Below are 25,880 nucleotides of genomic sequence, written 5' to 3' on the forward strand. Positions count from 1 at the left end.
GGAAAGCAACGGTCTTGCGGCCTATCAATATCCGAGCGCTTCGCCCGATGCCGCGCGGCTGTCGATGGCGCCATTGTAGCGCGCGCCGCCGCCCTTCTCGATTTCCGCCAGGCTCTTGCCGCCGACGAGAATGCCCGCCGCCTGGCCCCAGCTCTGGTCGCTGAGATCGAGGTGATAGCCCATCCCGGCCAGCAGTCTTTCTGTATCCGGCGAAAGGCCGAACGGCTCGACATAGACGGTATCGGGCAGCCATTGGTGATGAATGCGCGGCGCGTCGATCGCCTCCTGGATGTTCATGCCGTGGTCGATCACGTTGACGATGGCTTCCAGCGTGATGGTGATGATGCGCGAGCCGCCCGGGCTGCCGATGACCATGAACGGCTTGCCATCCTTGGCCACCACGGTCGGGCTCATCGAGGACAGCGGCGTCTTCTTCGGCTGGATGGCATTGGCTTCGCCCTGGACGAGGCCATAAAGGTTGGGCACGCCCGGTTTCTGGGTGAAGTCGTCCATCTCATTGTTGAGCAGGATGCCGGTGCCGTCGGCGACGACGCCGGCACCGAACGAACCGTTCAGCGTGTAGGTGACCGCGACCGCGTTGCCGTCCTTGTCGATGATCGAATAATGCGTCGTCTCCTTCGACTCGCCAAAACCCTTCGGCATCAGATCCTGCGACACGCCGGCGCGGAACGGATCGATCTTGTCGCGGATGTCCTTGGCATAGGCTTTGTCCAGCAGCCTGGAAACGGGGTTGTCGACGAAATCGGGATCGCCGAGCGCGGAGTTGCGGTCGACATAGGCGTGGCGCATCGCCTCGACCATGACGTGGACGGTCTCGGCCGAGCCGGCGCCGAGATAGGACAGTGGATAGCCTTCCAGCACGTTGAGGATTTCGCAGATGATGACGCCGCCTGAGCTCGGCGGCGGCGAAGAGATGATCTCGTAGCCGCGATAGGAGCAGGTGACGGGCTTCAACTCGCGCACCGCGTATTGTTCGAAATCACCCTTGGCCAGGATACCGCCCTTGGCGCCGCTCGCCTTGACGATGGCGTCGGCGATGGCGCCCTTGTAAAAAGCATCGAGACCTCTCTCGGAAATGGCTGAGAGCGACGCGGCAAGGTCGGGCTGAACCAGCTTCTCGCCGATGCCGTAGGGCTTGCCATCGGTTTTGAGGAAGGCCGCCGCCGCCGCTGGGTCCTTCGCCAACCTTTCGGCGCTGCCGGCGAACGAAGCCGCATCGCCTTGGTTGAGAACGAACCCATCTCTGGCATAGGCGATCGCCGGCGCCATCAGGTCCTGCCTGGAGAAGGTGCCGTATTTCTGGCGCGCCATCTCGAAACCGGCCACCGAGCCTGGTACGCCGACCGCGAGATAGCCGTCCAGGCTAGCGCGCTTCACCGGGTTGCCATCCTTGTCCAGATACATGGTCTTGGTCGCGGCAAGCGGCGCCCGCTCGCGGAAATCGAGGAAGGTCGATTTGCCGTCCTTGAAGCGGATGGTCATGAAGCCACCGCCGCCGATATTGCCGGCATTGGGATAGACGACGGCCAAGGCATATCCGACGGCGACAGCCGCATCGACGGCATTGCCGCCCTTTTTCAACACCTCGACGCCGACTTCGGAAGCCAGATGCTGGGCCGTGACGACCATGCCGTTCTCGCCCTTGGCCGGTGCTGGCGACGCGGCGAAAGCCGATGACGAAAAGGCGAAGGCGATGGAAAGGCCGAGGGCGATCAATGTCCGACGGGTGAGATGCATGGCGGGTTCTCCAAGTGGTGCTTGCCTAGAAAAGCTACTTGGAGCGATCGAGTCCATCTTCAATGAAGACATTCACGGGTTGGTGACTGCTCGCTTGGGGTGGGAGACGCAGGGCAGAGGAGGCGTGAAGGATCGCCAACTTTCGGACGTTTGTTCAGGTTTGACTATGAGGTAACTGGAATCAGCTGAGACGTCGACGCGACAGCGTCCCCTCTGCCGGACATCTTCCCGCAAGGGGGAGGTCGGCTCTACCTCAAACGATCCCGCCGGAACCACCCGCGACGGCTGGCCGCTCCGCCGCGACCTTGGCGCGGTAGCCCGCCGCCCGGTATGCGGCGACAGGATCGATGGCGCCACCTGTCTTCAGCCGTGCCATGGCAAGGATCGGCTCGACATCGGTTCGATAAGCCGCCTTCAGCGTCTGCGTCGCCATCAGCGCGTCATTGCCGTCCTGGAACCCTTCAAGCGCCTTTCGGTCGACCAGCAGCGCCTGCGCATAGGCGCGCTGCACCTCCACAGCGGACAGCATCAAGCTTTCGATCGGATCGGTGACATTGTGGCTCTGGTCGAGCATATGGGCGGGGTCGAAACCCTTGGCGCCTGACAGCTCGGCATCGACCAGCTCGTTGAAAACCAGGAACAGCCGATAGGGGTCGATCGACCCGGCATCGAGATCGTCGTCGCCATATTTCGAATCGTTGAAGTGGAAGCCGCCGAGTTTTTTGAACTGGATCAGCCGCGAGACGATCATCTCGATGTTGACGTTGGGCGCATGATGGCCGAGGTCGACAAGGCAGAAGGCCTTGTCGCCGAGCTCCCTTGATATGATGTAGTTGGTGCCCCAGTCCTGCACGACGGTGGAGTAAAAGGCAGGTTCGTACATCTTGTGTTCGGTGAACAGCTTCCAGTCATCCGGCAGCCCGGCATAGATATCCTTCATGGCGTCGAGATAGCGCTCGAACGCCTTGGCGAAATTGACCTGGCCGGGGAAGTTGGAGCCGTCGCCGATCCACACCGTCAGCGCCTTTGAACCCAGCGTCTTGCCGATCTCGATGCATTCGAGATTGTGCTCGACCGCCTGACGACGCGTGCCGGCATCGGCATGCGACAGCGAACCGAATTTGTAGGAAAGCGTCTGGTCCTTCGTGTCGGAAAAGGTGTTGGAGTTCATGGCATCGAAGCCAAGCCCGAAGCGTGCGGCCGCCTGCTTCAGCCGGTTCGGATCGGCCTTGTCCCAAGGAATGTGCAGCGACACGGTCGGCGTCGCCTGCGTCAATTGCTGGATGACAGCGCAATCCTCGATCTTGTCGAAGATGTCGCGCGGCTCACCGGCGCCGGGAAAGCGGGCGAAGCGGGTGCCGCCGGTGCCGACGCCCCAGGACGGGATCGCCACGGCGAATTTCTCGACTTTGGCGCGGATGGAGTCGATGGCGATGCCGCGGCGGTCGAGGCGCTCGCCGAGCGAGGCATAGTCACGCTCGAGGTCAACCTTGCGCGCGGCGTTACTGCTGGCGACGATGTCGCCGGAGATGATGGATTCGGACACTGCTGTTCCTCCCAAAATTGCGTTCGGCTGACACCGCCCCTCATCCGCCCATCGGGCACCTTCTCCCGTGGACGGGGAGAAGGAAGGCTAGCGCGTGAAGCTCTGCGCATTGCCGGCGTCGACGTTGATGATGTTGCCTGTCGACTTGGCCGACATGTCGGAGGCGAGGAAATAGATCGCCTCGGCGATGTCTTCCGGGAAGACGGAGCGCTTCAGCAGCGAACGCGAGCGGTAGTGCTCTTCCAGATCGTCGGTCGACATCTTGTAGGCGGCGGCACGCTGTTCCTTCCACTCGCCGGTCCAGATCTTCGAGCCGCGCAGCACCGCATCCGGGTTGACGACATTGACCCTGATCTGGGCTTCCGCGCCCTCCAGCGCGAGGCAGCGGGCGAGATGAATCTCGGCCGCCTTGGCGGTGCAATAGGCGGCGGCGTTGGGCGATGCCGCCAGACCGTTCTTGGAGGCGACAAAGACGACGTTGCCGCCGATCTTCTGTACCCGGAACAGCCGAAATGCTTCCCTGGAGACCAGGAAATAGCCGGTGGAGAGGATGTCCATGTTCTTGTTCCACAGCGCCAGGGTCGTCTCCTCGATCGGCGCCGACGATGCCAAGCCGGCATTCGAGACCAGAATGTCGATGCCGCCGAACTCGACGGCCGTCTCGGCGAAGCCGGCGACGACCTGGTCCTCCGAGGTGACGTTGATGAGAACCGGGCGGACGAAATCCCTGCCATAGGCATTTGCCAGTTCCTCGTTGGCGCCGGCGAGTGCCGCCTCGTCGATATCGGCCAGCACGACGCAGGCGCCCTCGCGCAGCAGGCGGTTGGCCGTGGCGCGGCCGATGCCCCCGGCGCCGCCGGTGACCAGCGCGATCTGGCCGGCGAGAGACTTCGGCTTCGGCATGCGCTGCAGCTTCAAATCCTCGAGCAGCCAATACTCGATGTCAAAAGCCTCCTGCGCTGGCAGGCCAACATAGGACGAGACAGTGGAGGCGCCGCGCATGACGTTGATGGCGTTGACGTAGAACTCGCCCGAGATGCGCGCTGTCGCCTTGTCGCCGGCGAAGGTGAACATGCCGACGCCGGGCATCAGATAGACCACCGCGTTGGGGTCGCGGATGGCAGGCGAATCCGCATGCTTGCAGCTATCGTAATAGGCCTGGTAGCCGACACGATATTCGGCAATGTCGTCGGCGAGGCGCGCGATGACGGCGTCGACATCCGGTTTTGCGGGATCGAATTCGATCACCAGCGGGCGGATCTTGGTGCGCAGGAAGTGGTCCGGGCACGAGGTGCCGAGGGCGGCCAGCGAGCGCAAATTCCTGGAGTTGACGAATTCGAGCACGGCGGGCGAGTCATCGAAGTGGCCAAGCTTGTGGCTCTTTTCCGAGATCAGGCCGCGAATCCTGGGCATCAGCTTGGCGGCAATGGCGCGGCGATCGGCGGCGTCCATCGACTTCACCACCTCGCCACCGAAGATCGCCACGCCTTCGGAGCGGCGCTCGAACCACTCAATGGCCTGGTTGATCACCGAAATCGTCGTTTCATAGCATTCCTTCGGCGTATCGCCCCAGGTGAAAAGGCCGTGGCTTTCGAGGATGACGCCCTTGGCGGTGGGGTGTTCGAGGCAGAATTTCTCCAGCCACAGGCCGAGTTCGAAGCCCGGCCGCTTCCATGGCAACGAGCCGATGACATCGCCGAATATCTCCTTGGTCAGAGCCCTGGAATCCTTCGCGGCGGCGATGGCGATGATGGCATCGGGATGCATGTGGTCGACAAAAGGCTTCGGCACATAGGCGTGCAGCGGCGTGTCGATCGAGGCCGCGCGCGGATTGAGGTTGAAGGTGCAGTGGGGAAGACAGCCCACCATCTCGTCCTCGTGCTCGGCGCCGCGATAAAGCCCCTTCAGCGCCCGCAGCTTGTCCATGTAGAGCGTTGCGAAGCCGTCAAGCTTGATCGAGGCGCTGTCGCCGCCCGAGCCCTTCACCCACAGCACTTCGACATCTTGGCCGGTGAGCGGATCCTTCTGCCATATCTTCGAGGAGGTATTGCCGCCGCCATAATTGGTGACGCGCTTGTCGGAGCCGAGCGTGTTCGAGCGATAGACCAGCAGCTCGGGCTCACTCATCCCCTTGGCTTTCGCATCGTCCCACAGATTGGCGAGGCGCGAGCCGGAGCGCTTGTCGAGCATAGGTAATCCTCCCTTGGAGCGCGCACCATGCGCTCCTTTTTCGCTCGGGAATGTCTACGCAAGAGGCGAGCTTGTCAATCACAAACGATCAATATCAATCATATTGCACTGCACAATGAAATTATATGATCGGAAATGATTGACACTGCTCGGTTTGGGTGCCTAGATGCTTAGGCAGGGAGGAACCATGCACGAAAAAGAGCGCCACAGGATCATTTTGTCCGCCGTCCAGGAAAAACCTGTGGTGACGGTGCAGGAAATGGTCGACCTGACGGAATCGTCCGAGGCGACGATCCGGCGCGACATCGCGGCTCTCCATGTCCAAAAGCGCCTGCGCCGGGTGCGCGGCGGCGCTGAAGCAATATCGCCGCCGCAGTTCATCGGGCTGGCCGGCCGGCCCTTTTCCGTCAACGAAACGCTCAACGCGGCGCAGAAGCGGGCGATCGCTCGTGAAGCAGTCGAGTTGTGCAAGGATGGCGAGCCGATCATCATCAATGGCGGCACCACCACCTTCCAGATGGTGCATTTCCTGGCCGGCCTCCGCATGCCGATCTTCACCAATTCGTTCCCTATCGCCGAGCACCTGCTCAAGCACTCCAAGAATACGGTCATGCTGTCGGGCGGCACCATCTATCGCGAGCAGAACATCATCCTGTCGCCCTTCGACAATGACGTGACGCGCAATTTCTACGCACGCCGCATGTTCATGGGCGCTCAAGGACTGGGGCCTCTCGGCCTGATGGAAGGCGATCCACTTCTGATTCAGGCGGAGCAGAAGCTGATCGACCAGGCCGACGAGTTGGTGGTGCTGGTCGATTCCTCGAAATTCCGCAAACGCTCCAGCCTGATCCTGTGCGGTCTTTCACGCATCGCCATCGTCATCACGGACGATGGCATCGAGGACCGCGAAGCCAAGATGCTGGAAACCGCGGGGGTGACGCTGATCGTCGCCCGCAAGTCGACAAAGGAAGAATCTTCACTGCAGGCCTGAGACACCCTCACGCCGCAGCGGCGATGGAATGCAACACTCAAGGGAGGAAATTCGATGAGCTTCTTGAAGAAATTGATGGTGACCGCGGCTTTCTCGGCCGCCATGTTCGTGAATGCCGCCTATGCGGAAAACGTCAAGATCGCGCTCGTGGTGAAGTCGCTCGGCAACGGCTTCTTCGATGCCGCCAACAAGGGCGCGCAAGAGGCGGCCAAGGAACTCGGCGACGTCGATATCATCTACACCGGCCCGACCAAGGCGACCGCCGAGGCGCAGATCGAAGTGGTTAATTCGCTGATCGCGCAGAAGGTCAACGCCATCGCGATTTCCGCCAATGACGCCGACGCGTTGGTGCCGGTGCTGAAGAAGGCCATGGAGCGCGGCATCACCGTCATCTCCTGGGATTCGGGCGTCGCCAAGGAAGGCCGCCAGCTTCACCTCAACCCGTCCGACACCGGCCTGATCGGCGAGACCATTATCAAGCTTGCCGCCGACTATCTGCCGGAAGGCGGCGATGTCGCTATCCTGTCGGCTTCCTCGACCGCGACCAACCAGAATTCCTGGATCGAAGCGGCCAAGAAGGTGCTGCCGGCGAAGTTCCCCAAGATCAAGCTGGTCGCCACCGTCTATGGCGATGACGACTCGGCCAAGAGCACCGACGAGGCCAAGGGCCTGCTGAAATCCTATCCGAACCTCAAGGCGATCATCGCGCCGACCACCGTCGGCGTCGTCGCCGCCGCCCAGGTCGTCACCGACGAGAACCTGATCGGCAAGGTCAACGTCACCGGTCTGGCGCTGCCATCGGAGTTCAAGAAGTTCATCGACAACGGCGCCAGCCAGGCGGTTGCGCTGTGGAACCCGATCGACCTCGGCTACTCCGCCGTCTACCTCGCCCATGACCTGGCGGTGAAAAAGGAAGAGGCCAAGCCGGGTGCGACGCTGTCGATCGGCCGCGTCGGCAAGGTCACGCTCGACGACACCAACTCGGCCGCGATGGCTCCGCCCTTCCAGTTCGACAAGAGCAACATCGAGAAGTTCTCCAAGATCTATTGATCTCTGGCTTTCAAGCTGGCGCGGCGGGACTCACATCCCGCCGCGACTTCAAACGGACCTAGTTTCAGGGCTTGACACGGATATGGACACGACGGCCCGACATAGCGAGACCGACGAGCGGCTTCCGGCCTCCGCTCCGCGCCTGGCGCTGTCCGGCATCTCCAAGAGCTTTCCCGGTGTCCGTGCCCTGCACAATGTCAGCCTGTCGCTCTATCCCGGCCAGGTGACGGCGCTGATCGGCGAGAACGGCGCCGGCAAGTCGACGCTGGTCAAGATCATGACCGGCATCTACCAGCCCGATGCGGGCACGATCAGCATCGACGGCCAAGCCGTCGCGCTGCCCAGCGCGCACGCCGCCTTTGGCCACGGCGTGACCGCCATCCATCAGGAAACCGTGCTGTTCGACGATCTCAGCGTCGCCGAAAACATCTTTCTCGGCCATGCGCCGCGAACGCGCCTCGGCACCATCGACTGGCGCACGATGCGCAAGAATGCGCGCGAAGTGCTCGACACCATGCATGCCGGCCATATCGATGCCGATGCGAGGCTCAGGGATCTCGGCATCGCCAACAAGCATCTCGTCGCCGTCGCGCGCGCCATGTCGATCGACTCCCAGATAGTCATCATGGACGAGCCGACCGCAGCCCTTTCGATGAAAGAGATCGAGGAGCTTTTCCTTTTGATCGAATTCCTCAAGGAGCAGGGCAAGGCGATCCTGTTCATCAGCCACAAGTTCGACGAGATCTATCGCATTGCCGACCGCTACACGGTGTTCCGCGACGGCGAGATGGTCGGCGAAGGCCTGATCAGGGATGCCGGCCAGAGCCAGATCGTGCGCATGATGGTCGGCCGTTCGGTCGACCACATCTTTCCGCGGCGCAAGGCCGAGATCGGCGCGCCGATGCTTTCCGTTTCCGGCCTGTCACATCCGACCGAGTTCAGGGATATCGGCTTCGAACTGCACAAGGGCGAGATTCTCGGCTTCTATGGCCTGGTGGGCGCGGGGCGCAGCGAGGTGATGCAGGCGATTTCTGGCATTACCCGCATAAGCGGCGGCACGATCATGCTGGATGGCAAGACGATCGCCCCGAAATCGGCCGCGGATTCGATCGAGGCCGGCATCGTCTACGTCCCGGAAGAACGCGGCAAGCAGGGTGTGGTTATCGGCCTGCCGATCTTCCAGAATGTTTCGCTGCCATCGCTCGCCCGCACCTCGAAATCAGGCATGCTGCGGCTGGCGGAGGAATTTTCGCTGGCCCGCTCCTACACGGAACGGCTCGACCTCAGGGCCTCCTCGCTCAGCCAGGATGTCGGCACGCTATCTGGCGGCAACCAGCAGAAGGTGGTCATCGCCAAATGGCTGGCGACGACGCCCAAGGTGATCATCCTTGATGAACCGACCAAGGGCATCGACATCGGCTCCAAGGCCGCCGTGCACGGCTTTATGGCCGAACTGGTGGCGCAGGGCCTGTCGGTGATCATGGTGTCGTCCGAACTGCCTGAAATTCTCGGCATGTCCGATCGCGTCGTCGTCATGCGCGAGGGCCTTGTCGCGGCGGTCTACGCCAACGAGGGACTGGATGCCGAGACGCTGGTCAGGACAGCAGCAGGGATCGCGGCATGAAAGCTTTCCTGAAATACCGCGAAATCTGGCTGCTCGCGGCCATCGTCGTCTTGATCGGGCTGATCTCGACGCGCTACCCCGCCTTTGCCGACCTCGGCAATCTGCGCCAGGTGTTCAACGACACCTCGATCCTGATGATCCTGGCGCTCGGCCAGATGGTCGTCATCCTGACGCGCTCGATCGACCTGTCGATGGCGTCGAACCTCTGTTTCACCGGAATGGTGGTGGCGATGCTGAACGCCGCCCATCCGGCGATCCCGATCCCGCTGCTGATCGTCATCGCGCTTGCAGTGGGGCTGATGCTCGGCGCTATCAACGGCCTGCTGGTGTGGCGTCTGAACATACCCTCGATCGTGGTGACGCTGGGCACGCTCACCATCTATCGCGGCGCCACTTTCGTCCTGTCCGGTGGCGCCTGGGTCAATGCCGATAAGATGAGTGCGGATTTCATCGGCTTCCAGCGCGCAGCTTTCCTCGGCATTCCGGTTCTGTCCTGGATCGCCATCCTGGTGATCGCGCTGTTCTTCGTGCTGATGACGCGCACCGCGCTCGGCCGCTCGATCCATGCCATCGGCGTCAATCCGACGGCGTCCGTCTACACCGGCATCGATGTCGGGCGGACCAAATTCATCGTCTTCTGCATCTCCGGGATGATCGGTGGCCTCTGCGGTTATCTCTGGATCTCGCGCTATGTGATCGCCTCGGTCGAGGTCGCCAACGGCTATGAGTTGAACATCATCGCCGCCTGCGTCATCGGCGGCATCTCGATCGCCGGCGGCATCGGCTCGGTCGGCGGCGCCGTGCTCGGCGCGCTGTTCCTCGGCATCATCTCCAACGCTTTGCCGGTCATCAACATCTCGCCCTTCTGGCAGATGGCGATTTCGGGCAGCGCCATCATCCTGGCGGTCGTGCTCAACGCGCGCGGCGAACGCCAGCAGGGCCGCATCATCCTCAAGAAAGTTGAAGCGGCATGACCGACGTCCCTGCCCCTCGCCACATTCCCGACCGGCTCGACAAACCGCTCTCTTCGGCGATCTTTTCCTGGGAAGCGCTGCTGGTCGTGGTGGCCATCGCCATCTTTGCCATCAACAGTTTCGCCTCACCCTATTTCCTCGACCCGTATTCGCTGTCGGATCTCACCTTCAATTTCACCGAGAAGGGCCTGATCGCGTTCGCCATGGCGCTGCTGATTATTTCAGGCGAGATCGACCTGTCGGTGGCCGCCATCATCGCGCTCGCCTCGACCATGATGGGCATGGCGGTGCAGGCCGGCGCCGGCACGCCGGGGCTTGTCCTGATCGGCGTCGTCGTCGGGCTCGGCTGCGGCGCCTTCAACGGACTGCTGGTCACGCGGCTCGGCCTGCCGTCCATCGTCGTCACCATCGGCACGATGAGCCTGTTTCGCGGCATCGCCTTCATCATTCTCGGTGACCAGGCCTACAAGGGCTATCCCGAAAGCTTCGCGTTCTTCGGCCAGGGTTATGTCTGGTGGGTGGTGTCGTTCGAACTGGTGCTCTTCCTCATCGCCGCGGTTGTCTACTGGTTCCTGCTGCACCGCACGAATTTCGGCCGCCGGGTCTTCGCGATCGGCAACAATCCGGTCGCGGCGCAGTTTTCCGGCGTGCGCGTCGGCCGCATAAAATTCATCCTGTTTTGCCTGACCGGCCTGATGTCGGGCATCGCCTCGGTGCTGATCACGTCGCGGCTCGGCTCGACGCGTCCGTCGATCGCACAGGGCTATGAGCTGGAGGTCATCACCATGGTGGTGCTCGGCGGCGTCAGCATCCTCGGCGGCGCCGGCAGCATCCTCGGCGTGGTGCTTGCCGCCCTGATCATGGGGCTGGTGACCTTCGGGCTCGGCCTGCTCAACGTGCCCGGCATCGTCATGTCGATCTTCATCGGCCTGCTGCTGATCATCGTCATCGCGCTGCCGATCGTCTGGCGGCGGCTGCGCGGGGGACGCCTGGCCTGATGCCCGAGAAATACGCATTCAAGATGATGCTCAAACCCGGCATGAAGGCCGAGTACAAAAAGCGCCACGATGAAATCTGGCCGTCGCTGGTCGCGTTGCTGAAGCAGGCCGGCGTCTCCGACTACTCCATCCATCTGGACGAGGAGACGAACATCCTGTTCGCCGTGCTGTGGCGGCGCGATGGCCACGGCATGGACGATCTGCCGAAGCATCCGGTGATGCAGCGCTGGTGGGCTGAAATGGCCGACATCATGGAGACGAAACCGGATAACGAGCCGGTGGCGGTGCCGCTGGAAATAATGTTCCATATGGAATGAGCGCGGTCCGCCACATCGCCGTCATCGACATCGGCAAGACCAACGCCAAGGTGGCGCTGGTCGATCTCGCCACATTGAGCGAGGTGACGCTGCGCCGGGTGGCGAACTCGCCGGCGCGACAAGCGCCCTACCCGCATCACGATGTCGACGCGCTTTGGGCGTTTATCCTCGACAGCCTTGCCGACCTCAATCGCGAACAGCGCATCGACGCTATCTCGATCACCACGCATGGCGCAACCGGCGTGGTGGTCGATGCCAGGAGCGAGCTGGTGCTGCCTGTCCTCGACTATGAATACGGTGGGCCCGATGAGCTCGCGGCCGGCTATGACGCGATCCGCCCGCCCTTCTCCGAGACCGGCTCGCCGCGCCTGCCGCTCGGCCTCAATCTTGGCGCGCAATTCTTCTGGCAGCAGCAAAGTTTCCCGACGGAGTTCGCCCGGGCCGCCGCGATGCTGATGTACCCGCAATACTGGGCGCTGCGCCTGACCGGCGTCGCCGCCAACGAGGTCACCTCGCTCGGCTGCCACACCGATATGTGGAACCCCTGGACGGGGGATTTTTCGGCGCTGGTCGATCGCCTGGGCTGGCGCGAGCTGATGGCTCCCGTGCGGCCGGCCAGCGATCGTCTTGGCTCGATCCTGCCCGCGCTTGCGCAGCGGACCGGGCTCGATCCACAAACCCCGGTCTTTTGCGGCCTGCACGATTCCAACGCCTCGCTGCTGCCGCATCTCCTGTCAGACGCGCCGCCCTTCTGCGTGGTCTCGACCGGCACCTGGGTGGTGTCAATGGCGGTCGGCGGCAAGACGGTGGCGCTCGATCCGGCAAGGGATACGCTGGTCAATGTCAATGCGCTCGGCGACCCCGTGCCCTCCGCGCGGTTCATGGGCGGCCGCGAATTCTCGCTGCTGACCGAAGGCTCGGCGCAGAGCTGGAGCGACAGCGATGTCACCGCGGTGCTGGCGCGCAAGACTTTGCTTTTGCCTTCGATCCAGCAAGGCTCGGGGCCGTTTCCGCATCACACCACCGCCTGGCGCAAGGGCGAGGCGATCCCTCCCGGCCAACGCTTTGCCGCCATCTCCTTCTATCTGGCGCTGATGACGGCGACCTGCCTCGACCTCGTCGGCGGCGATGGCCCGACGACCGTCGAGGGGCCTTTCGCGCGCAATCAATTGTTCACGCGGATGCTTGCCGCGGGCACTGGCCGCGCGGTCATCGCATCGGAGGCCGCTACCGGCACCAGCATCGGGGCTGCCCTGCTGGCATCCAACCAGCGCGCGGCGCATGGCAAAGGTCAAACACAGGAGCGGCCGGCCGATCCGGCCTGGGCGGAGTATATCATCTCGTGGCGGGCGGCCGTCGAGGCTATTGGCTGATCAGAGAATCCGCTTGCCAAAGGCGGACATGACGAAGTTGACCGCGTCGCTACCGATCCTGGGCTCCAGATCGGTACTCAGGCCGGAGACATCCATCGACAGCAGCCCGCCGGAAAGTGCGATCGCCTCCATCGCCTGATGCGTCTCGCGCACGGTGAGGCCGCCGGAGCCAGCCGCCCAGCCGGCGAATTCGGTCGCCGTGGGCGAATAGCTGACATGAAACCCTTGCGTGCCCGAGGTGGCGATGCGGATTGCCTCGTGCATCAGGTCGCGCATGCCCATGGCGTCGATATCGGTCATCGTGAAGGCCGAGACGCGCGAATCCTTCAGAACCCGCACTTCCGCCGGGTCGGCATGGCGCAGCCCGATGATTACGACGTTTTCCGGCGACAGCTGCGGCTGCAGCGCGCCGGCCTTGTGGTCGAGGCCAAGCGAGCGCGCCAGTACCGACGCCTCCGGCAGGTCGATGCCATCTTCGTCCTCCGGCATCAGCGCGGCGATGGAATCGATCCAGATCAGGCCGAAGGAGTGGGTCGCGCGGGCCGTTGCGGTCAGCGCCTTGTGCGCGATGCGACGATCGGCGCCGGCGGAGAACCGGATCAGGCCCGAGGGCGGCCGATCGATATCGGCCAGTTCGACGACGTCGAAATTCATCGCCTCCAACCGGGCGCCAGTTGCTTCGCGCGCGAGGATGCGAGCGGCTTCCGCTTCGGCCGAGATCGACACCATCTTGCGGCCGGAGAAATCCGCGACATCGTGCATAGGCGCCTTTTCGACATATTCCGAGGTCATCGCCAGCAGCATGGCGCCATAGCTCATGCGGAAGGCGACGCGGTCACCAACGGCGAGCGGCGGGTCCGCATCCTGCACATCGAGCAGCAGATGGTCACTGGAGGCTCCGAGCACCCTTATCCCCATGGCGATCGGGATCAGCCCTTCGACCAGCACATCCTCGCGGCCGATATTGGCGATGGCGCGCAGCCTGTCGCCTTGGTCGAGAAAGATCGGCTGGTTGCCGAAGGCGTCGTAACCGGAGGTGCCGATCGGCCGCGACGGCTTAAGCTTGACCTCGATGACGTCGCTGGTCAGCCGGCAGGCATCGGGTTCGAGTTCCGCCCATGGCACATCGCGGAAGGTTTCGACACCGCCCTGCAGGATCGCTTCGCCGACGCGCAAATTGTTGATGCCGGCCGGCAATTTGCCTTCAAGCAGCAGCGGCAGGGACGACGACGCGCCGCCGGAGATGAACTCCAGGCTTTTGCCGGACAGACGCTCGGTCTTGTAGGCATGGGCGACGAGCTGGCCGAGATTTTCCTCTGTCGGCATGATGGCGCCGAAGCAACCGAGATTGGTGCCGATGCCGGCGATGCGCACGCCCTTCATGTCGAGAATCCGCTCGACCGTGGGGATGAGGTCGTTCGGCCAGATGCCTTCGCGGAGGTCGCCGAGATCGATCATCAGCATGATGTCGTGGACGCGGCCCATACGCTCGGCGATACGCGAGATCTCGCGGATGATCGTCAGTTCCGACTGCAGGCTGACGTCGACGGTGCGCACCACCTCCTCGACGCGCGCCATAGGCGGGCTGCGCAACAGCATGATCGGCGCGCTGATACCGCTGTCGCGCAGCCGGCGGATGTTTTCGAAACGCGACTCGGCGATCCCGGAGACGCCGCCGCGCAGCATGGCGCGCGCCACTTGCGGCATGCCGCAAGTACCCTTGGTGACGCCGAAAACCTTGATGCCCGAAAGCGCACAGCGGTCCACAATGGTGCGGGCATTGCGCTCGATGCGGCCAAGGTCGATGGCGACTTGCGGTCCCGACATCTTATCCCCTGTAGACAAGCCCGTGCGGGTCGATCTCCGGCCTGCGGCCAGCGACGATGTCGGCTAGAAATTTTCCCGAGCCGCACGCCATGGTCCAGCCGACATGGCCATGGCCGGTGTCGAGGTAAAGGTTACTGTGTTTCGCCTGGCCGATGACCGGCACCGAATTCGGCATCATCGGCCGCAAACCCGCCCATAGCTCGGCCTTCCTCTCGTCGAAAGCACCGGGGAACAGGTCCTTGCCGGTCCTGAACATGGTGGCGAAGTCGCTGGGCTTGTGGGTGCGGTCGAAGCCGGTGAATTCGGCGGTCGAAGCCAACCGCAATCGATTGCCGAGGCGCGAATAGGCCATCAGCTGATCCTCGTCGGCGCCGCCCATGGTCGGGCCTTTGCTCTCATCCTCCAGCGGAATCGTCGCGGTATAGCCCTTCACCGGATAGACCGGCAGGTCGATACCGTAGCGCCGGCCGAGCAGGCCGCTCTCCGGCCCCATCGATATGACCACCGCATCGCCGGCGATCGGTCCGGCCGAAGTCATCACGGCACGCACCCGGTCGCCTTCGATGTCGAGGCCCTCGACCGTCGTCCCATAAAGGAATCTCACGCCGAGCTTCTCGGCGGCATAGGCAGCGAGGTTTTCCACGAACTGTCGGGAATCACCGGTCTGGTCGATCGGCGAGTAGACACCGCCGGCGATCTTTTCCTTCACCCCGGCTAGACCTGGTTCAAGCTCGACCAGCCGGTCGCGGCCGACGATCTCGATCGGCAGGCCATGCTCGGCGAGGTAGCGGTAATTGTCGGTGCCGGTGTCGAGACTGTGCTGCGAGCGGAAGAAGTAGAGAATGCCCTTCTTGCGCTCGTCGTAGTGGATGCCGGTATCGGCGGATATGGCGTTGATGCAGTCGCGCGAATAGAGCGCCAGCCGCAGCTTGACCTGGCTGTTGGCCCGCAGGCGGGCCACCGTGCACTGGCGCAGGAAGCGCAGGCTCCAGGCGAGGAAATAGGGATCGAAGCGCAGCCGCACCTTGATGCCGAGATCATGATTGTAGAGCCCGCGCAGGAACGTCTTGAGTGCAGCCGGCGAGGCCCAGGCGGTGGCGTCGCCTGGAGACACCAGCCCGGCGTTCGACTGGCTGGTGCCTCGCGCCGGCGCGGCATGACGCTCGATGACGGTGACCTCGTGGCCGTCGGCGGCCAGATAGTAGGCTGCCGCCGTACCGACGACGCCGGCTCCAAGCACCGTTATCTTCATGCCATCCCCCAAACCTCTTCGCGGCACCGCGCCTCCACGCCGTGTCGCGAATACTTGCATATCGCTTCGCCGCGCGCCTTGCGAGCCCTGGGCTTGTGAGCCCCCTGGGGAAAGCGCGCTCAGCCCCGCGCGGAGTTCTTGCTGGTCAGGATGCGTTCCCAGGCCAGCGCGTCGTTGACGATCTGGTCGAGATCGTCGCGCTGCGGGGTCCAGCCTAGTTCGGACCGGGCGAGATCGGAATTCGCAACCACCGCCGCGGCATCCCCGGGACGCCGGTCGCCCATCCTGACCTCGAAATCATGGCCGAAGGCGCGCCGCACGCTTTCGATCACCTCGAGCACCGAATAGCCATGGCTGTAGCCGCAATTGGCGACGAGGCTGGCGCCCCCGGCGCGCAGTCGCTGCAAAGCCAGGCGATGCGCCGCGGCCAGATCGCTGACGTGGATATAGTCGCGCATGCAGGTGCCGTCCGGCGTCGGATAGTCGGTACCGAAGACCTGCATGAAGGGTCGCTTGCCAAGCGCGGTCTCGCAGGCGACCTTGATCAGATGGGTGGCGCCCGGAGTGGACTGGCCGGTGCGGCCCTTCGGGTCGGCGCCGGCGACGTTGAAATAGCGCAGCGCCGTGTAGCTGATGTCGTGCGCAAGGCCTGCGTCGCGCAGCATCCACTCGCTCATCAGCTTGGACAGGCCATAGGGCGATTCCGGCGCCAGGCGCGCATCCTCGCGCACCGGCTCCAGCCCGGCGCCGCCATAGACGGCGGCTGTCGAGGAGAAGATGAAATTCGGCACGCCCTCGCGGACCGCGGTTTCGATCAACGTGCGAGTCTTCGAGGTGTTGTTCTCGTAGTAGGCGAGCGGATCGGCTACCGATTCCGGCACCACGATGGAGCCGGCGAAATGGATGATGGCGTCGACATGATTGTCCCGGATGATCCCGCCGACCAATTCCTTGTCGGCGACATCGCCGACAATCAGCTTTGCCTCTGGCGCCACTGCCCATTCGAAGCCGGTGGAAAGGCGGTCGAGAACGACCACGCTTTCGCCCGCATCCAGCAATTCCCAGACCATATGGCTGCCGATATAGCCGGCGCCGCCTGTCACCAAAACCGTCATCCCAAGTCCTCGCTTACCCAAGATTTATCCGAAACTGTCTCAACAACCGCCTTACTGGAAAGCCCGGCGGATGGCCATTAGAACGAGAGGTAACCGGCGTTCACTTGATGTGGCATCGTGCGGAAACAAAAGTGATCGACTGAGCGTGTCGTGAAGTGGAATAGGCCACGACCCGCCAACGTTAGAAACAGGTGCGGGGCGTGGCATTTTGACCAAAATGGCCCGGTGGACGGCCAAAAGGCCAATGATTATGATGCCGCGCAAAATTGGGAAGTCGACATGAACTATCAGCGGTTTTTCGAGGAAGCGATCGATCAGCTCCATGCCGAGCGTCGCTACCGCGTCTTCGCCGACCTGGAGCGTATCGCGGGCAAGTTTCCGCGCGCCATCTGGCGTTCCAACGGCCGCGCCGAGGAAATCACCGTCTGGTGCTCCAACGACTATCTCGGCATGGGCCAGCATCCTGACGTGATCGCCGCATTCCAGAACGCGGCCGGCAAGATGGGTTCGGGCGCCGGTGGCACCCGCAACATTTCCGGCACGNCATGGGCCAGCATCCTGACGTGATCGCCGCATTCCAGAACGCGGCCGGCAAGATGGGTTCGGGCGCCGGTGGCACCCGCAACATTTCCGGCACGTCCAACCCGCTGGTCGAGCTCGAGCATGAGCTTGCCGACCTGCATGGCAAGGAGGCGGCACTCGTCTTCACCTCCGGTTTCGTCTCCAACGAAGCCTCGATCTCGACCATCGCGCGGCTTTTGCCCAATTGCCTGATCATCTCGGACGAACTGAACCATGCCTCGATGATCGAAGGCGTGCGACGCTCGGGCGCCGAGAAAAAGATCTTCCNTCATCTCGGACGAACTGAACCATGCCTCGATGATCGAAGGCGTGCGACGCTCGGGCGCCGAGAAAAAGATCTTCCCCCACAATGACGTCGCGCATCTGGAAAGCCTTTTGCAGACGGCGGGGCGCGAACGCGCCAAGCTGATCGTCTTCGAAAGCGTCTATTCGATGGATGGCGATATCGCGCCGATCAAGGAGATCGTCGAACTTGCCGAACGCTACAACGCCTTGACCTATATCGACGAGGTCCACGCCGTCGGCATGTATGGACCGCGCGGCGGCGGCATCACCGAGCGCGAAGGCCTGGCCGACCGCATCGACATCATAGAAGGGACGCTGGCCAAGGCGTTCGGGACGCTTGGCGGTTACATCACCGGCACCAGCGCCGTCATCGACGCGGTGCGCTCCTATGCGCCGGGCTTCATCTTCACCACCGCGCTNGTCGAACTTGCCGAACGCTACAACGCCTTGACCTATATCGACGAGGTCCACGCCGTCGGCATGTATGGACCGCGTGGCGGCGGCATCACCGAGCGCGAAGGCCTGGCCGACCGCATCGACATCATAGAAGGCACGCTGGCCAAGGCGTTCGGGACGCTTGGCGGTTACATCACCGGCACCAGCGCCGTCATCGACGCGGTGCGCTCCTATGCGCCGGGCTTCATCTTCACCACCGCGCTTCCGCCGGCGATCGCCGCCGCGTCCACCACGTCGATCCGCCACCTGAAGCGCTCGCAGGCCGAGCGCGACGCCCAGCAGCAGCAGGCGAGCCGAACCAAGCAGATCCTGTCGGCGGCCGGTCTGCCGGTGATGGAGTCGCCGACACATATCGTGCCGGTGCTGGTTGGCGATCCTGAACTCTGCAAGATGGCGAGCGACCGCCTGCTCNTCGCCGAACTGCAGGACGCGCTGGTCGAAACCTGGGACGCGCTCGGTATCCCTTACGGTTCGGCGGGACGGCCGTCGGTGGCCAAAAGCGACCGCATCATTCCACTGCTGGTGCCCAAGTCAGGCGGCTGAAGTCAGGCGGCTGAAGTCAGGCGGCTGAAGCCCGTTTGAAACTCCACTCCGACGGCCAGCGGACGCGGCTTTCAATTCAGGCTTCGTCAGCGTTCAGACAGTCTTCATCCACCTTGCCAGCCGGTTTGCCGCATCCTCGAGCTGGTCGAGGCGGCGGTGGAAGCACAGCCGCAGGAACGCTTCGCCACCGGGACCGAAGGCGGTGCCGGGCGCCAGGCCGACATTGGCCTTGTCGACGATTTCGAAAGCGGCTGCCCGCGAGTCCGTTATGCCGTCGACGGTGAAGAACAGGTAGAAGGCGCCCTGCGGTACGGTGAAGCGCGCCTTACCGGTTTCGCCGAGAATACCGCAGACCAGATCGCGCGCTTGCCTCGCCCGCTCCACCTGTTCGGCGACGAAAGCATCGCCCTCGTCGAGCGCCGCGACCGCGCCGCGCTGCATGAACTGGGCGACGCCCGAGTTCGAATACTGGATCAGGTTCTCGAACACCTGCTGCAGGCTTGGATGCGTCTTGATCCAGCCGACGCGCCAGCCGGTCATCGCCCAGTTCTTGGAGAAACTGTTGACGAACAGGATGCGGTCTTCCGCCTCCGCGATGTCGAGGAAGGACGGCGCGCGGCCGTGACCATAGTGGAACAGCGAATAGATCTCATCGGCGATGATCCACAGGCCCTTGGCGCGGGCGAGATCGAGGATCGCCCGCAAGGTCTCATGGTCGGCGGTCCAGCCGGTCGGATTGGACGGCGTGTTGATGAACAAGGCCTTCGTGCGCGGTGTGACCGCCGCCGCGATCTTCTCGACGTCGCATGACCAGCCATTTCCGGAATGGTCGAGTGTGACCGGCACCGGCACGGCACCCGCGATTGCCGCGGCAGCGTCGAAATTCGGCCAGGCCGGCGACAGGTAGATAACTTCGTCGCCGGGTCCCGCCAGCGCGTCGAGCGCCAGCTGGATGGCATGCATGCCGGAGCCGGTGACGATGAATTGCTCCTCGGCGAAGGTCTTGGCGAAGTGCCTTTCGTAGTAGCGTGCCAGGGCCTGCCTGAGATCGGGAATGCCCCTCTGCCAAGTGTAGAACGTCTCGCCGCCGGCCAGCGCCTTCGACGCCGCATCGGTAATGAAGGACGGCGTCGGCAGGTCGCCCTCGCCGGCCCAAAGCGGAATCAGTCCTTCGCGCAATCTCCCATAATTGACGACGGCCACGATCCCGCTTTCAGGCGCGGCCAGGGCCTCGGGGCGCAGGGTCTGGATCAAGGTCATGGGCAGGTCCATTGTCTCGGGGGCGTTCGTGGGTGCTGTTTACCAGATGCGAAAACAGAAAACCCCGGCCGCCAACGACCGGGGTTTTGGTCCAGAAGAACCCTATCCGTCTATCGCCTGGCCAACAGATCGCGGATTTCGGTCAAAAGCTGCACATCGGCCGGCGGTGGCGCGGCCGCTGGCGCGGGCTTCTCGCGCTCAAGCCGCCTGCGCAAATTGTTCACAGCCTTGACCATGAGGAAGATGATGAAGGCGAGGATAAGGAAGTTCAGCACCGCGGTAATAAAGCTGCCGTAGGCGAGCACGGCGCCGTGCGCCTTGGCATCAGCCAGCGTCGTAGCCTTGTTGTCCAAGGACAGGGGCAGGAAATAATTGTTGAAATCCAGTCCGCCGAAGATCGCACCGACAATCGGCATGATGACGTCGTCGACGAGTGACTTGACGATAGTGCCAAAGGAAGCGCCGATGATGACGCCAACGGCCAAGTCCATCACGTTGCCCTTGGAAATGAATTCCTGAAATTCTCTCAGCATTCGACCCTCCTGTCCCGACCGGCCGTGCTGCCGTTCCGTCCTTACGGCATCGCCCTAGGGGCACCATAACAAAAACCTTGGGTTGCACCATTGGCTAAAAGAGGAAAACAACCGCTTTCGCCCTACCCCGAGGGCAACCCGCCGGAAATCACCGCCGCATGCGCCGAAAGCCGCGATGGACTTGGCGCCCAAGCTGTGGTTGCGTCTGACCCGGCCAGGTGAAAATCGGCGCAGGAGGATCTTGCCGGCGTGCAGGGCTTGTTCATCGTCATCATCGCGATCGCCTATGTGACGCTGCTGTTCGCCATCGCCAGCCTGGGCGACCGCCGCTCTGCCTTGTCAGGGCCCAGCCGGGCGCGACCTTTCATCTATTCGCTCAGCCTTGCCATTTATTGCACGTCCTGGACCTTCTTCGGCTCGGTCGGCCTTTCCTCGGAACGCGGCCTCGAGTTCCTCGGCATCTATACCGGCCCGGTGCTGGTGTTCGTGTTCGGCTTTCCCTTGCTCAACCGCATCGTGCGGCTGGCCAAGACCGAGAAGATCACCTCGGTCGCCGATTTCCTCGGCGCGCGTTACGGCAAGAGCTTCACCGTGGCCGCGATCGCCACGCTGATCGCCACGATCGGGGCCGTGCCCTATATCGCGCTGCAATTGAAGGCGATCTCCGGCTCGGTCAGCCTGATGGTCGAGCATTATACTGGGTCGCCGCCGTCCTTCGATCCGTTTGTCAGCGACATCTCGCTGGTTGTCGCCATGCTGCTTGCGCTGTTCGCGGTCCTGTTCGGCACGCGCCATGCCGATGCCACCGAACACCAGGACGGGCTGGTGCTGGCGGTGGCGGTCGAGACCGTGGTCAAGCTTGCCGCCTTCCTGGCCATCGGCCTCACGGTCACCTTCCTGATCTTTGGCGGCCCCGGCGACATGTTCGACCGGCTGGCCGAGAACGGCCAGGTGCGGCAGGCAATGGGCTATTCGACATCGCTGGCCACCTGGCTGGTGCTGACGTGCCTGAGCGGCTTTGCCATCATCCTTTTGCCGCGGCAGTTCTACGTCACTATCGTCGAGAACCGCAGCGAGGCCGAACTGCGCACCGCGACCTGGGTGTTCCCGCTGTATCTCGTGGCGATCAACCTGTTCGTGCTGCCGATCGCCTTTGCCGGCCTGACGCTGGTCGGCGCGAGGACGAGCAGCGACCTTTACGTGCTGTCGCTGCCGCTGTTCAGCGGCCACGATTTCCTGGCCATGACCGCCTTCATCGGCGGCTTGTCGGCGGCAACCGCCATGGTCATCGTCGAGAGCGTGGCGCTGTCGATCATGATCTCCAACGACCTGATCATCCCGCTGTTCGTGCGCCGGCTGTTGCGGACGACCACTTCCGAGAACGAGGATTGGTCGACGCTCATCCTCAACGTGCGGCGGGCGTCGATCTTCATCCTTTTGTTCATCGCCTTTCTCTACTATCGCGAGAGCACCAACAGCGCCCGGCTGTCCTCGATCGGCCTGATGTCCTTCGCGGCGATCGCGCAGTTCGCCCCTGCCCTGATCGGGGGGCTGATCTGGCGCGGCGCCAATGGCCGCGGTGCCGCACTCGGCATGGTCGCCGGCATCCTGGTCTGGGGCTACACGCTGCTGGTGCCGTCGCTCGTCGCGCCCGATACTGGCATCATCGTCCACGGACTGTTCGGCTTCGAGGCACTGCGGCCGCAGGCATTGTTCGGCACCGTCGCCGAGCCGCTGAACCACGGCGTGCTGTGGAGCCTGTCGGTCAACGCGCTGTTCTTCGTCTTCGGCTCACTGTCGCGCGCGTCGGTGCCGCTGGAGCGCATCCAGGCCTCAATCTTCGTGCCTCGTGAAGCCGGACCGATGCCGAGCCTGCGCCGCTTCCGCACCGCCATCACCGTCAACGACCTCAAGGATACGATCGCACGCTATCTCGGCGTCGAACGGACCGAGCGGTCGTTTCAATCTTTCGAGAAGAGCAACGGTACCTCGCTGCATGGCAACGAGCAGGCCAGCATGGACGTCATCCGCTTTTCCGAGCAGCTTTTGGCCAGCGCCGTCGGCTCCTCCTCGGCACGGTTGATCCTGTCGCTGCTGTTCCGGCGCCACGACCGCGAATCCCGCGACGCCTTCCGCCTGCTCGACGACGCCACGGAAGCGCTGCAGCACAACCGCGACCTGCTGCAGATCGCGCTCGACCAGATGGAGCAAGGCATTACCGTCTTCGACCGCGATTTCCGGCTGATCTGCTGGAACCGCCAGTACCGGGCGCTGTTCGACCTGCCCGACGAGATGGGCCAGGTCGGCGTTTCGCTCGACCAGATCCTTCGCCATCTGGCCGAACGCGGCGACATTCCCACCGACCAGCGCGTGACGATGCTCAACCGGCTGACCAGCTTCGTCAGCCCCTGGCAGATGGAGCTGAAGACCAGCGGCCGCATCCTCGAACTGCGCTCCAACCCGATGCCTGACGGCGGCATTGTCGCCACCTATGCCGACATTTCCGGCCGCGTCGAACAGGATCTCGCGCTGAAAAGTGCCAATGAATCACTGGAGCAGCGCGTCAAGACCCGCACCATCGAACTGACTGGGGTCAACGAGGAATTGACCCGGGTCAACGANCTGGAGCAGCGCGTCAAGACCCGCACCATCGAACTGACTGGGGTCAACGAGGAATTGACCCGGGTCAACGAGGAACTGGCGCAGGCCCAGATGCTCGCCGAAGAGGCCAATCTCGGCAAGACGCGCTTCCTTGCCGCCGCCGGTCACGACATCCTGCAGCCCTTGAACGCCGCCCGGCTCTATTGCTCCTCGCTGATCGAGAAGGCCGGCAAGGGTCCGGCGGGCAAGGCTGCCATCAACATCGAATCCTCGCTGGAATCGGTCGAGACCATTCTCGGCGCCGTGCTCGACATCTCGCGCCTCGATGCCGGCGCCATGAAGCCGGACGATACCGCCTTCAACCTCGACGGGCTGCTCAGCCAGATCGGCAATGACTTTCGACCGATGGCCGCAGCAAAGAAGCTCGAGCTGATCATCATAGCTTCCTCACTGACCGTGATGACGGACCGCAACCTGTTGCGCCGCCTGATCCAGAACCTGGTTTCCAATGCCATCAAGTACACGCGCCAGGGCCGCATCCTGGTCGGCGTGCGGCGGCGCGGCGAACTGGCGGAGATCCAGATCATCGACACCGGCATTGGCATCGCCGGTGACAAGCTGAACACCGTCTTCCATGAGTTCACCCGACTGGACGAAGGCGCACGCGAAGCAGAAGGTCTTGGTCTTGGCCTTTCGATCGTCGACCGCATCGCAAGGGTGTTGCGGGTTGAGATTCGTATCTTCTCCAACCCGGGCAAGGGCACGCGGTTTTCCGTCATCCTGCCGGTGGCGGCCGCGCAGGTGCCGCGACGCGAGGTCGAGACCAAGGCGCCTGCCCGCGCGACGGCTTCGCTCTCCGGCCTGAATGTGCTGTGCATCGACAATGACATCCGTATCCTCGAGGGCATGCGGCTGCTGCTCGAGGGCTGGGGCTGCAATGTAGCCACGGTGACCGGCTCGGAGGATCTGGAGAGGGCCGCGATCGACCGTCCGGACATCGTGCTTGCCGACTACCATCTCGACCGCGAAACCGGTCTCGACATCATTATCAGGCTGCGAGCCACTCACGGCGACGACCTGCCGGCCGTGCTGGTCACGGCCGACCGTTCCAATGAGGTACGAGCAGCCGCGGCAGGCCTGGACATCCCGATGATCAACAAGCCGTTGAAGCCGGCGGTGCTGCGTTCGATGATGGCCAGGTTCAGGCCGATGGTGCGGGCGGCGGAGTGACGTCGAAGCGCCAGGACCAGATTTGGTGCCCCAGGGTTTTGGGATAGGCGCGGAACATGTCGGCGAGCGCCTCGGAATAGGCCGATGCGGCGAGCCGAAGGTAAGTTCCAACTGAGCCAAGCAGCCGGCACTCAGCCCGCCGGCCGCAGCGGGTCACTGCCTATCTTGGACAGCAGGATCACCGCCTGGGTGCGACTGTCGACGCCGAGTTTTTGCAATATGGCCGAGACGTGCGCCTTGATCGTCGCCTCGGAGACGCTGAGTTCATAAGCGATCTGCTTGTTGAGCAGGCCCTCGGCCAGCATGCCGAGCACCCGGGTCTGCTGTGGGGTCAACGTCTGCAATCGTTTGATCAGGTCCGATATTTCGGGATCGCGTTCGACACCGAGATCGACGCCGACAGGTGCCGCGATATCGCCGGCAAGCACCGACTGCACGGCGCCGCGGATTTCCTCCATGCTGGCCGACTTGGAGATGAAACCGGAGGCGCCGAGATCGAGCGCGCGCCGTATGGTCGCCGGGTCGTCATGCGCCGACACCACGACCAGCGGCACCGCCGGATGGATACCGCGCAACGAGATCAGGCCGGAGAGGCCGCTGGCGCCGGGCATCGACAGGTCGAGCAGCACCAGATCGACATCTTCATTGGCCACGACCAGCGCCTTGGCGCTTTCGAAATCACCTGCCTCATGGATGGCGGCGACATTGCCGATGCCGGCAAGCGCCTCGCGCAGCGCGCCGCGAAACAGCGGATGATCGTCGGCGATGACGAAAGAATAGCCTGACGGCAAATGTCCCTCCCCGAATCCCCGATTTACTGCTTTTCGCGGGATCAGTTGGACGATTATGAGAGGCTGCGCACTGGTTTCAAGCGGCAAAGCCAGCGCGCCGCGTTTTCCCTTGTCTATGGCGCTCAGGTCTTCTGCGAATTGAGCCGGCCGCCGTCGCCACTGTCCTTGTCCATATCCTTGACGATGCCCATGAAGCTCTTCAGGAAGCGCTCCATGTAGCTCATCGTCGTGTTGAAATCCTCCTCGCTCGGCAGTTTCGATTCGAGACGGGCGGAGAGCGAATTCTCCAGCTTGGTGACGCGCTCGTCCATCGCCTTCATCGAGGCCTGCAAGCGATCGACCTCATCCTGGTAGGCGGCGCGTTCATCGGCCGCCATCTTGCAGACGAGCTGGCCCGAACGCTCCTCGCAGATCGACATCGCGCCGGTCTGCGTATCCATGCGGATATAGCCGGTGGCCGACTTTTCCAGCCGGTAGCGGTCCGTTTCTTCCGAATAAGCTGAAGCCGCGACCAGCGAAACGAGCGCGGCGGGGATCAAGATGTGCTGCAGACGCATGTTGTCCTCCATGGCCAAGGCCTCAAA

At 63.2% G+C, this 25,880-nt stretch carries 18 protein-coding genes and 1 pseudogene; 9 read left to right on the plus strand and 10 right to left on the minus strand.

The genetic code is table 11. The features are described from left to right. Positions 1 to 24 precede the first annotated feature (24 nt). From ggt to X739_RS144325, 3 genes are all read right to left on the minus strand, one after another. A complete protein-coding gene (ggt, locus tag X739_RS144335) occupies positions 25 to 1,758 on the minus strand; it encodes a gamma-glutamyltransferase (protein ID WP_023770974.1) in 1,734 nt (577 codons plus the stop codon). A 253-nt stretch (positions 1,759 to 2,011) separates the two neighbouring features. Next, positions 2,012 to 3,304: an L-rhamnose catabolism isomerase gene (gene rhaI, locus X739_RS144330; RefSeq protein WP_023770975.1), complete on the minus strand. Its 1,293-nt coding sequence runs from the start codon at positions 3,302 to 3,304 to the stop codon at positions 2,012 to 2,014. A gap of 87 nt (positions 3,305 to 3,391) precedes the next feature. Further along, positions 3,392 to 5,494 (minus strand): bifunctional rhamnulose-1-phosphate aldolase/short-chain dehydrogenase, encoded by a 2,103-nt coding sequence (locus X739_RS144325; RefSeq protein WP_023795363.1) that lies wholly within the window; start codon positions 5,492 to 5,494, stop codon positions 3,392 to 3,394. 187 nt (positions 5,495 to 5,681) lie between these two features. Between X739_RS144325 and X739_RS144320 the strand changes: the two genes are divergently transcribed. The 7 genes from X739_RS144320 (at position 5,682) to X739_RS144290 (ending at position 12,821) form a co-directional block, all read left to right on the plus strand. Next, positions 5,682 to 6,485: a DeoR/GlpR family DNA-binding transcription regulator gene (locus X739_RS144320; protein WP_023795364.1), complete on the plus strand. Its 804-nt coding sequence runs from the start codon at positions 5,682 to 5,684 to the stop codon at positions 6,483 to 6,485. Positions 6,486 to 6,539: 54 nt separating this feature from the next. After that, complete coding sequence (rhaS, locus tag X739_RS144315) at positions 6,540 to 7,535, plus strand: rhamnose ABC transporter substrate-binding protein (RefSeq protein ID WP_023782173.1); 996 nt, start codon at positions 6,540 to 6,542, stop codon at positions 7,533 to 7,535. Positions 7,536 to 7,617: 82 nt separating this feature from the next. After that, entirely contained in the window at positions 7,618 to 9,159 is a 1,542-nt protein-coding gene (locus X739_RS144310; RefSeq protein ID WP_023795365.1) for a sugar ABC transporter ATP-binding protein, read from the plus strand. Next, complete coding sequence (locus tag X739_RS144305) at positions 9,156 to 10,133, plus strand: ABC transporter permease (protein WP_023770978.1); 978 nt, start codon at positions 9,156 to 9,158, stop codon at positions 10,131 to 10,133. The genes X739_RS144310 and X739_RS144305 overlap by 4 nt, the downstream gene beginning before the upstream one ends. Then, a complete protein-coding gene (locus tag X739_RS144300) occupies positions 10,130 to 11,131 on the plus strand; it encodes an ABC transporter permease (RefSeq protein ID WP_023795366.1) in 1,002 nt (333 codons plus the stop codon). Before X739_RS144305 ends, X739_RS144300 begins: the two co-directional genes overlap by 4 nt. Further along, entirely contained in the window at positions 11,131 to 11,448 is a 318-nt protein-coding gene (rhaM, locus tag X739_RS144295; RefSeq protein ID WP_023795367.1) for an L-rhamnose mutarotase, read from the plus strand. Before X739_RS144300 ends, rhaM begins: the two co-directional genes overlap by 1 nt. Further along, positions 11,445 to 12,821: an FGGY-family carbohydrate kinase gene (locus X739_RS144290; protein ID WP_023795368.1), complete on the plus strand. Its 1,377-nt coding sequence runs from the start codon at positions 11,445 to 11,447 to the stop codon at positions 12,819 to 12,821. Before rhaM ends, X739_RS144290 begins: the two co-directional genes overlap by 4 nt. Here the strand turns inward: X739_RS144290 and X739_RS144285 are convergent, their stop codons facing one another. The 3 genes from X739_RS144285 to galE form a co-directional block, all read right to left on the minus strand. Beyond that, the gene (locus X739_RS144285; RefSeq protein WP_023795369.1) at positions 12,822 to 14,648 is read right to left on the minus strand and encodes an alanine racemase; all 1,827 of its coding nucleotides are present in this window, start codon (positions 14,646 to 14,648) and stop codon (positions 12,822 to 12,824) included. A 1-nt stretch (position 14,649) separates the two neighbouring features. Beyond that, positions 14,650 to 15,900: a D-amino acid dehydrogenase gene (locus X739_RS144280; RefSeq protein ID WP_023795370.1), complete on the minus strand. Its 1,251-nt coding sequence runs from the start codon at positions 15,898 to 15,900 to the stop codon at positions 14,650 to 14,652. A 119-nt stretch (positions 15,901 to 16,019) separates the two neighbouring features. Further along, positions 16,020 to 17,015: a UDP-glucose 4-epimerase GalE gene (gene galE / locus X739_RS144275; protein WP_023770984.1), complete on the minus strand. Its 996-nt coding sequence runs from the start codon at positions 17,013 to 17,015 to the stop codon at positions 16,020 to 16,022. 279 nt (positions 17,016 to 17,294) lie between these two features. Between galE and X739_RS1000000170670 the strand changes: the two are divergent. Continuing rightward, positions 17,295 to 18,881, plus strand: a pseudogene (locus X739_RS1000000170670) (aminotransferase class I/II-fold pyridoxal phosphate-dependent enzyme). Between the two features lie 93 nt (positions 18,882 to 18,974). Here X739_RS1000000170670 and X739_RS144265 read toward each other — a convergent pair. Together X739_RS144265 and mscL are read right to left on the minus strand one after the other, a co-directional pair. After that, on the minus strand, positions 18,975 to 20,141 hold the full coding sequence (locus tag X739_RS144265; protein ID WP_023782180.1) for a pyridoxal phosphate-dependent aminotransferase: 1,167 nt from the start codon (positions 20,139 to 20,141) through the stop codon (positions 18,975 to 18,977). 110 nt (positions 20,142 to 20,251) lie between these two features. Further along, complete coding sequence (gene mscL / locus X739_RS144260) at positions 20,252 to 20,674, minus strand: large conductance mechanosensitive channel protein MscL (protein WP_023770987.1); 423 nt, start codon at positions 20,672 to 20,674, stop codon at positions 20,252 to 20,254. A 249-nt stretch (positions 20,675 to 20,923) separates the two neighbouring features. On the opposite strand from mscL, the gene X739_RS144255 reads away from it, so the two are divergent. Next, positions 20,924 to 24,505 (plus strand): PAS domain-containing hybrid sensor histidine kinase/response regulator, encoded by a 3,582-nt coding sequence (locus tag X739_RS144255; protein WP_023795372.1) that lies wholly within the window; start codon positions 20,924 to 20,926, stop codon positions 24,503 to 24,505. 131 nt (positions 24,506 to 24,636) lie between these two features. Here X739_RS144255 and X739_RS144250 read toward each other — a convergent pair whose 3' ends face one another. Both X739_RS144250 and X739_RS144245 read right to left on the minus strand, forming a co-directional pair. After that, positions 24,637 to 25,296 (minus strand): response regulator transcription factor, encoded by a 660-nt coding sequence (locus X739_RS144250; RefSeq protein WP_023770989.1) that lies wholly within the window; start codon positions 25,294 to 25,296, stop codon positions 24,637 to 24,639. 122 nt (positions 25,297 to 25,418) lie between these two features. After that, complete coding sequence (locus X739_RS144245; protein ID WP_023770990.1) at positions 25,419 to 25,853, minus strand: hypothetical protein; 435 nt, start codon at positions 25,851 to 25,853, stop codon at positions 25,419 to 25,421. Between the last annotated feature and the right edge of the window lie 27 nt (positions 25,854 to 25,880).

The sequence above is a fragment of the Mesorhizobium sp. LNHC209A00 genome (genome assembly GCF_000502915.1).
Classification (GTDB): Bacteria; Pseudomonadota; Alphaproteobacteria; order Rhizobiales; family Rhizobiaceae; genus Mesorhizobium.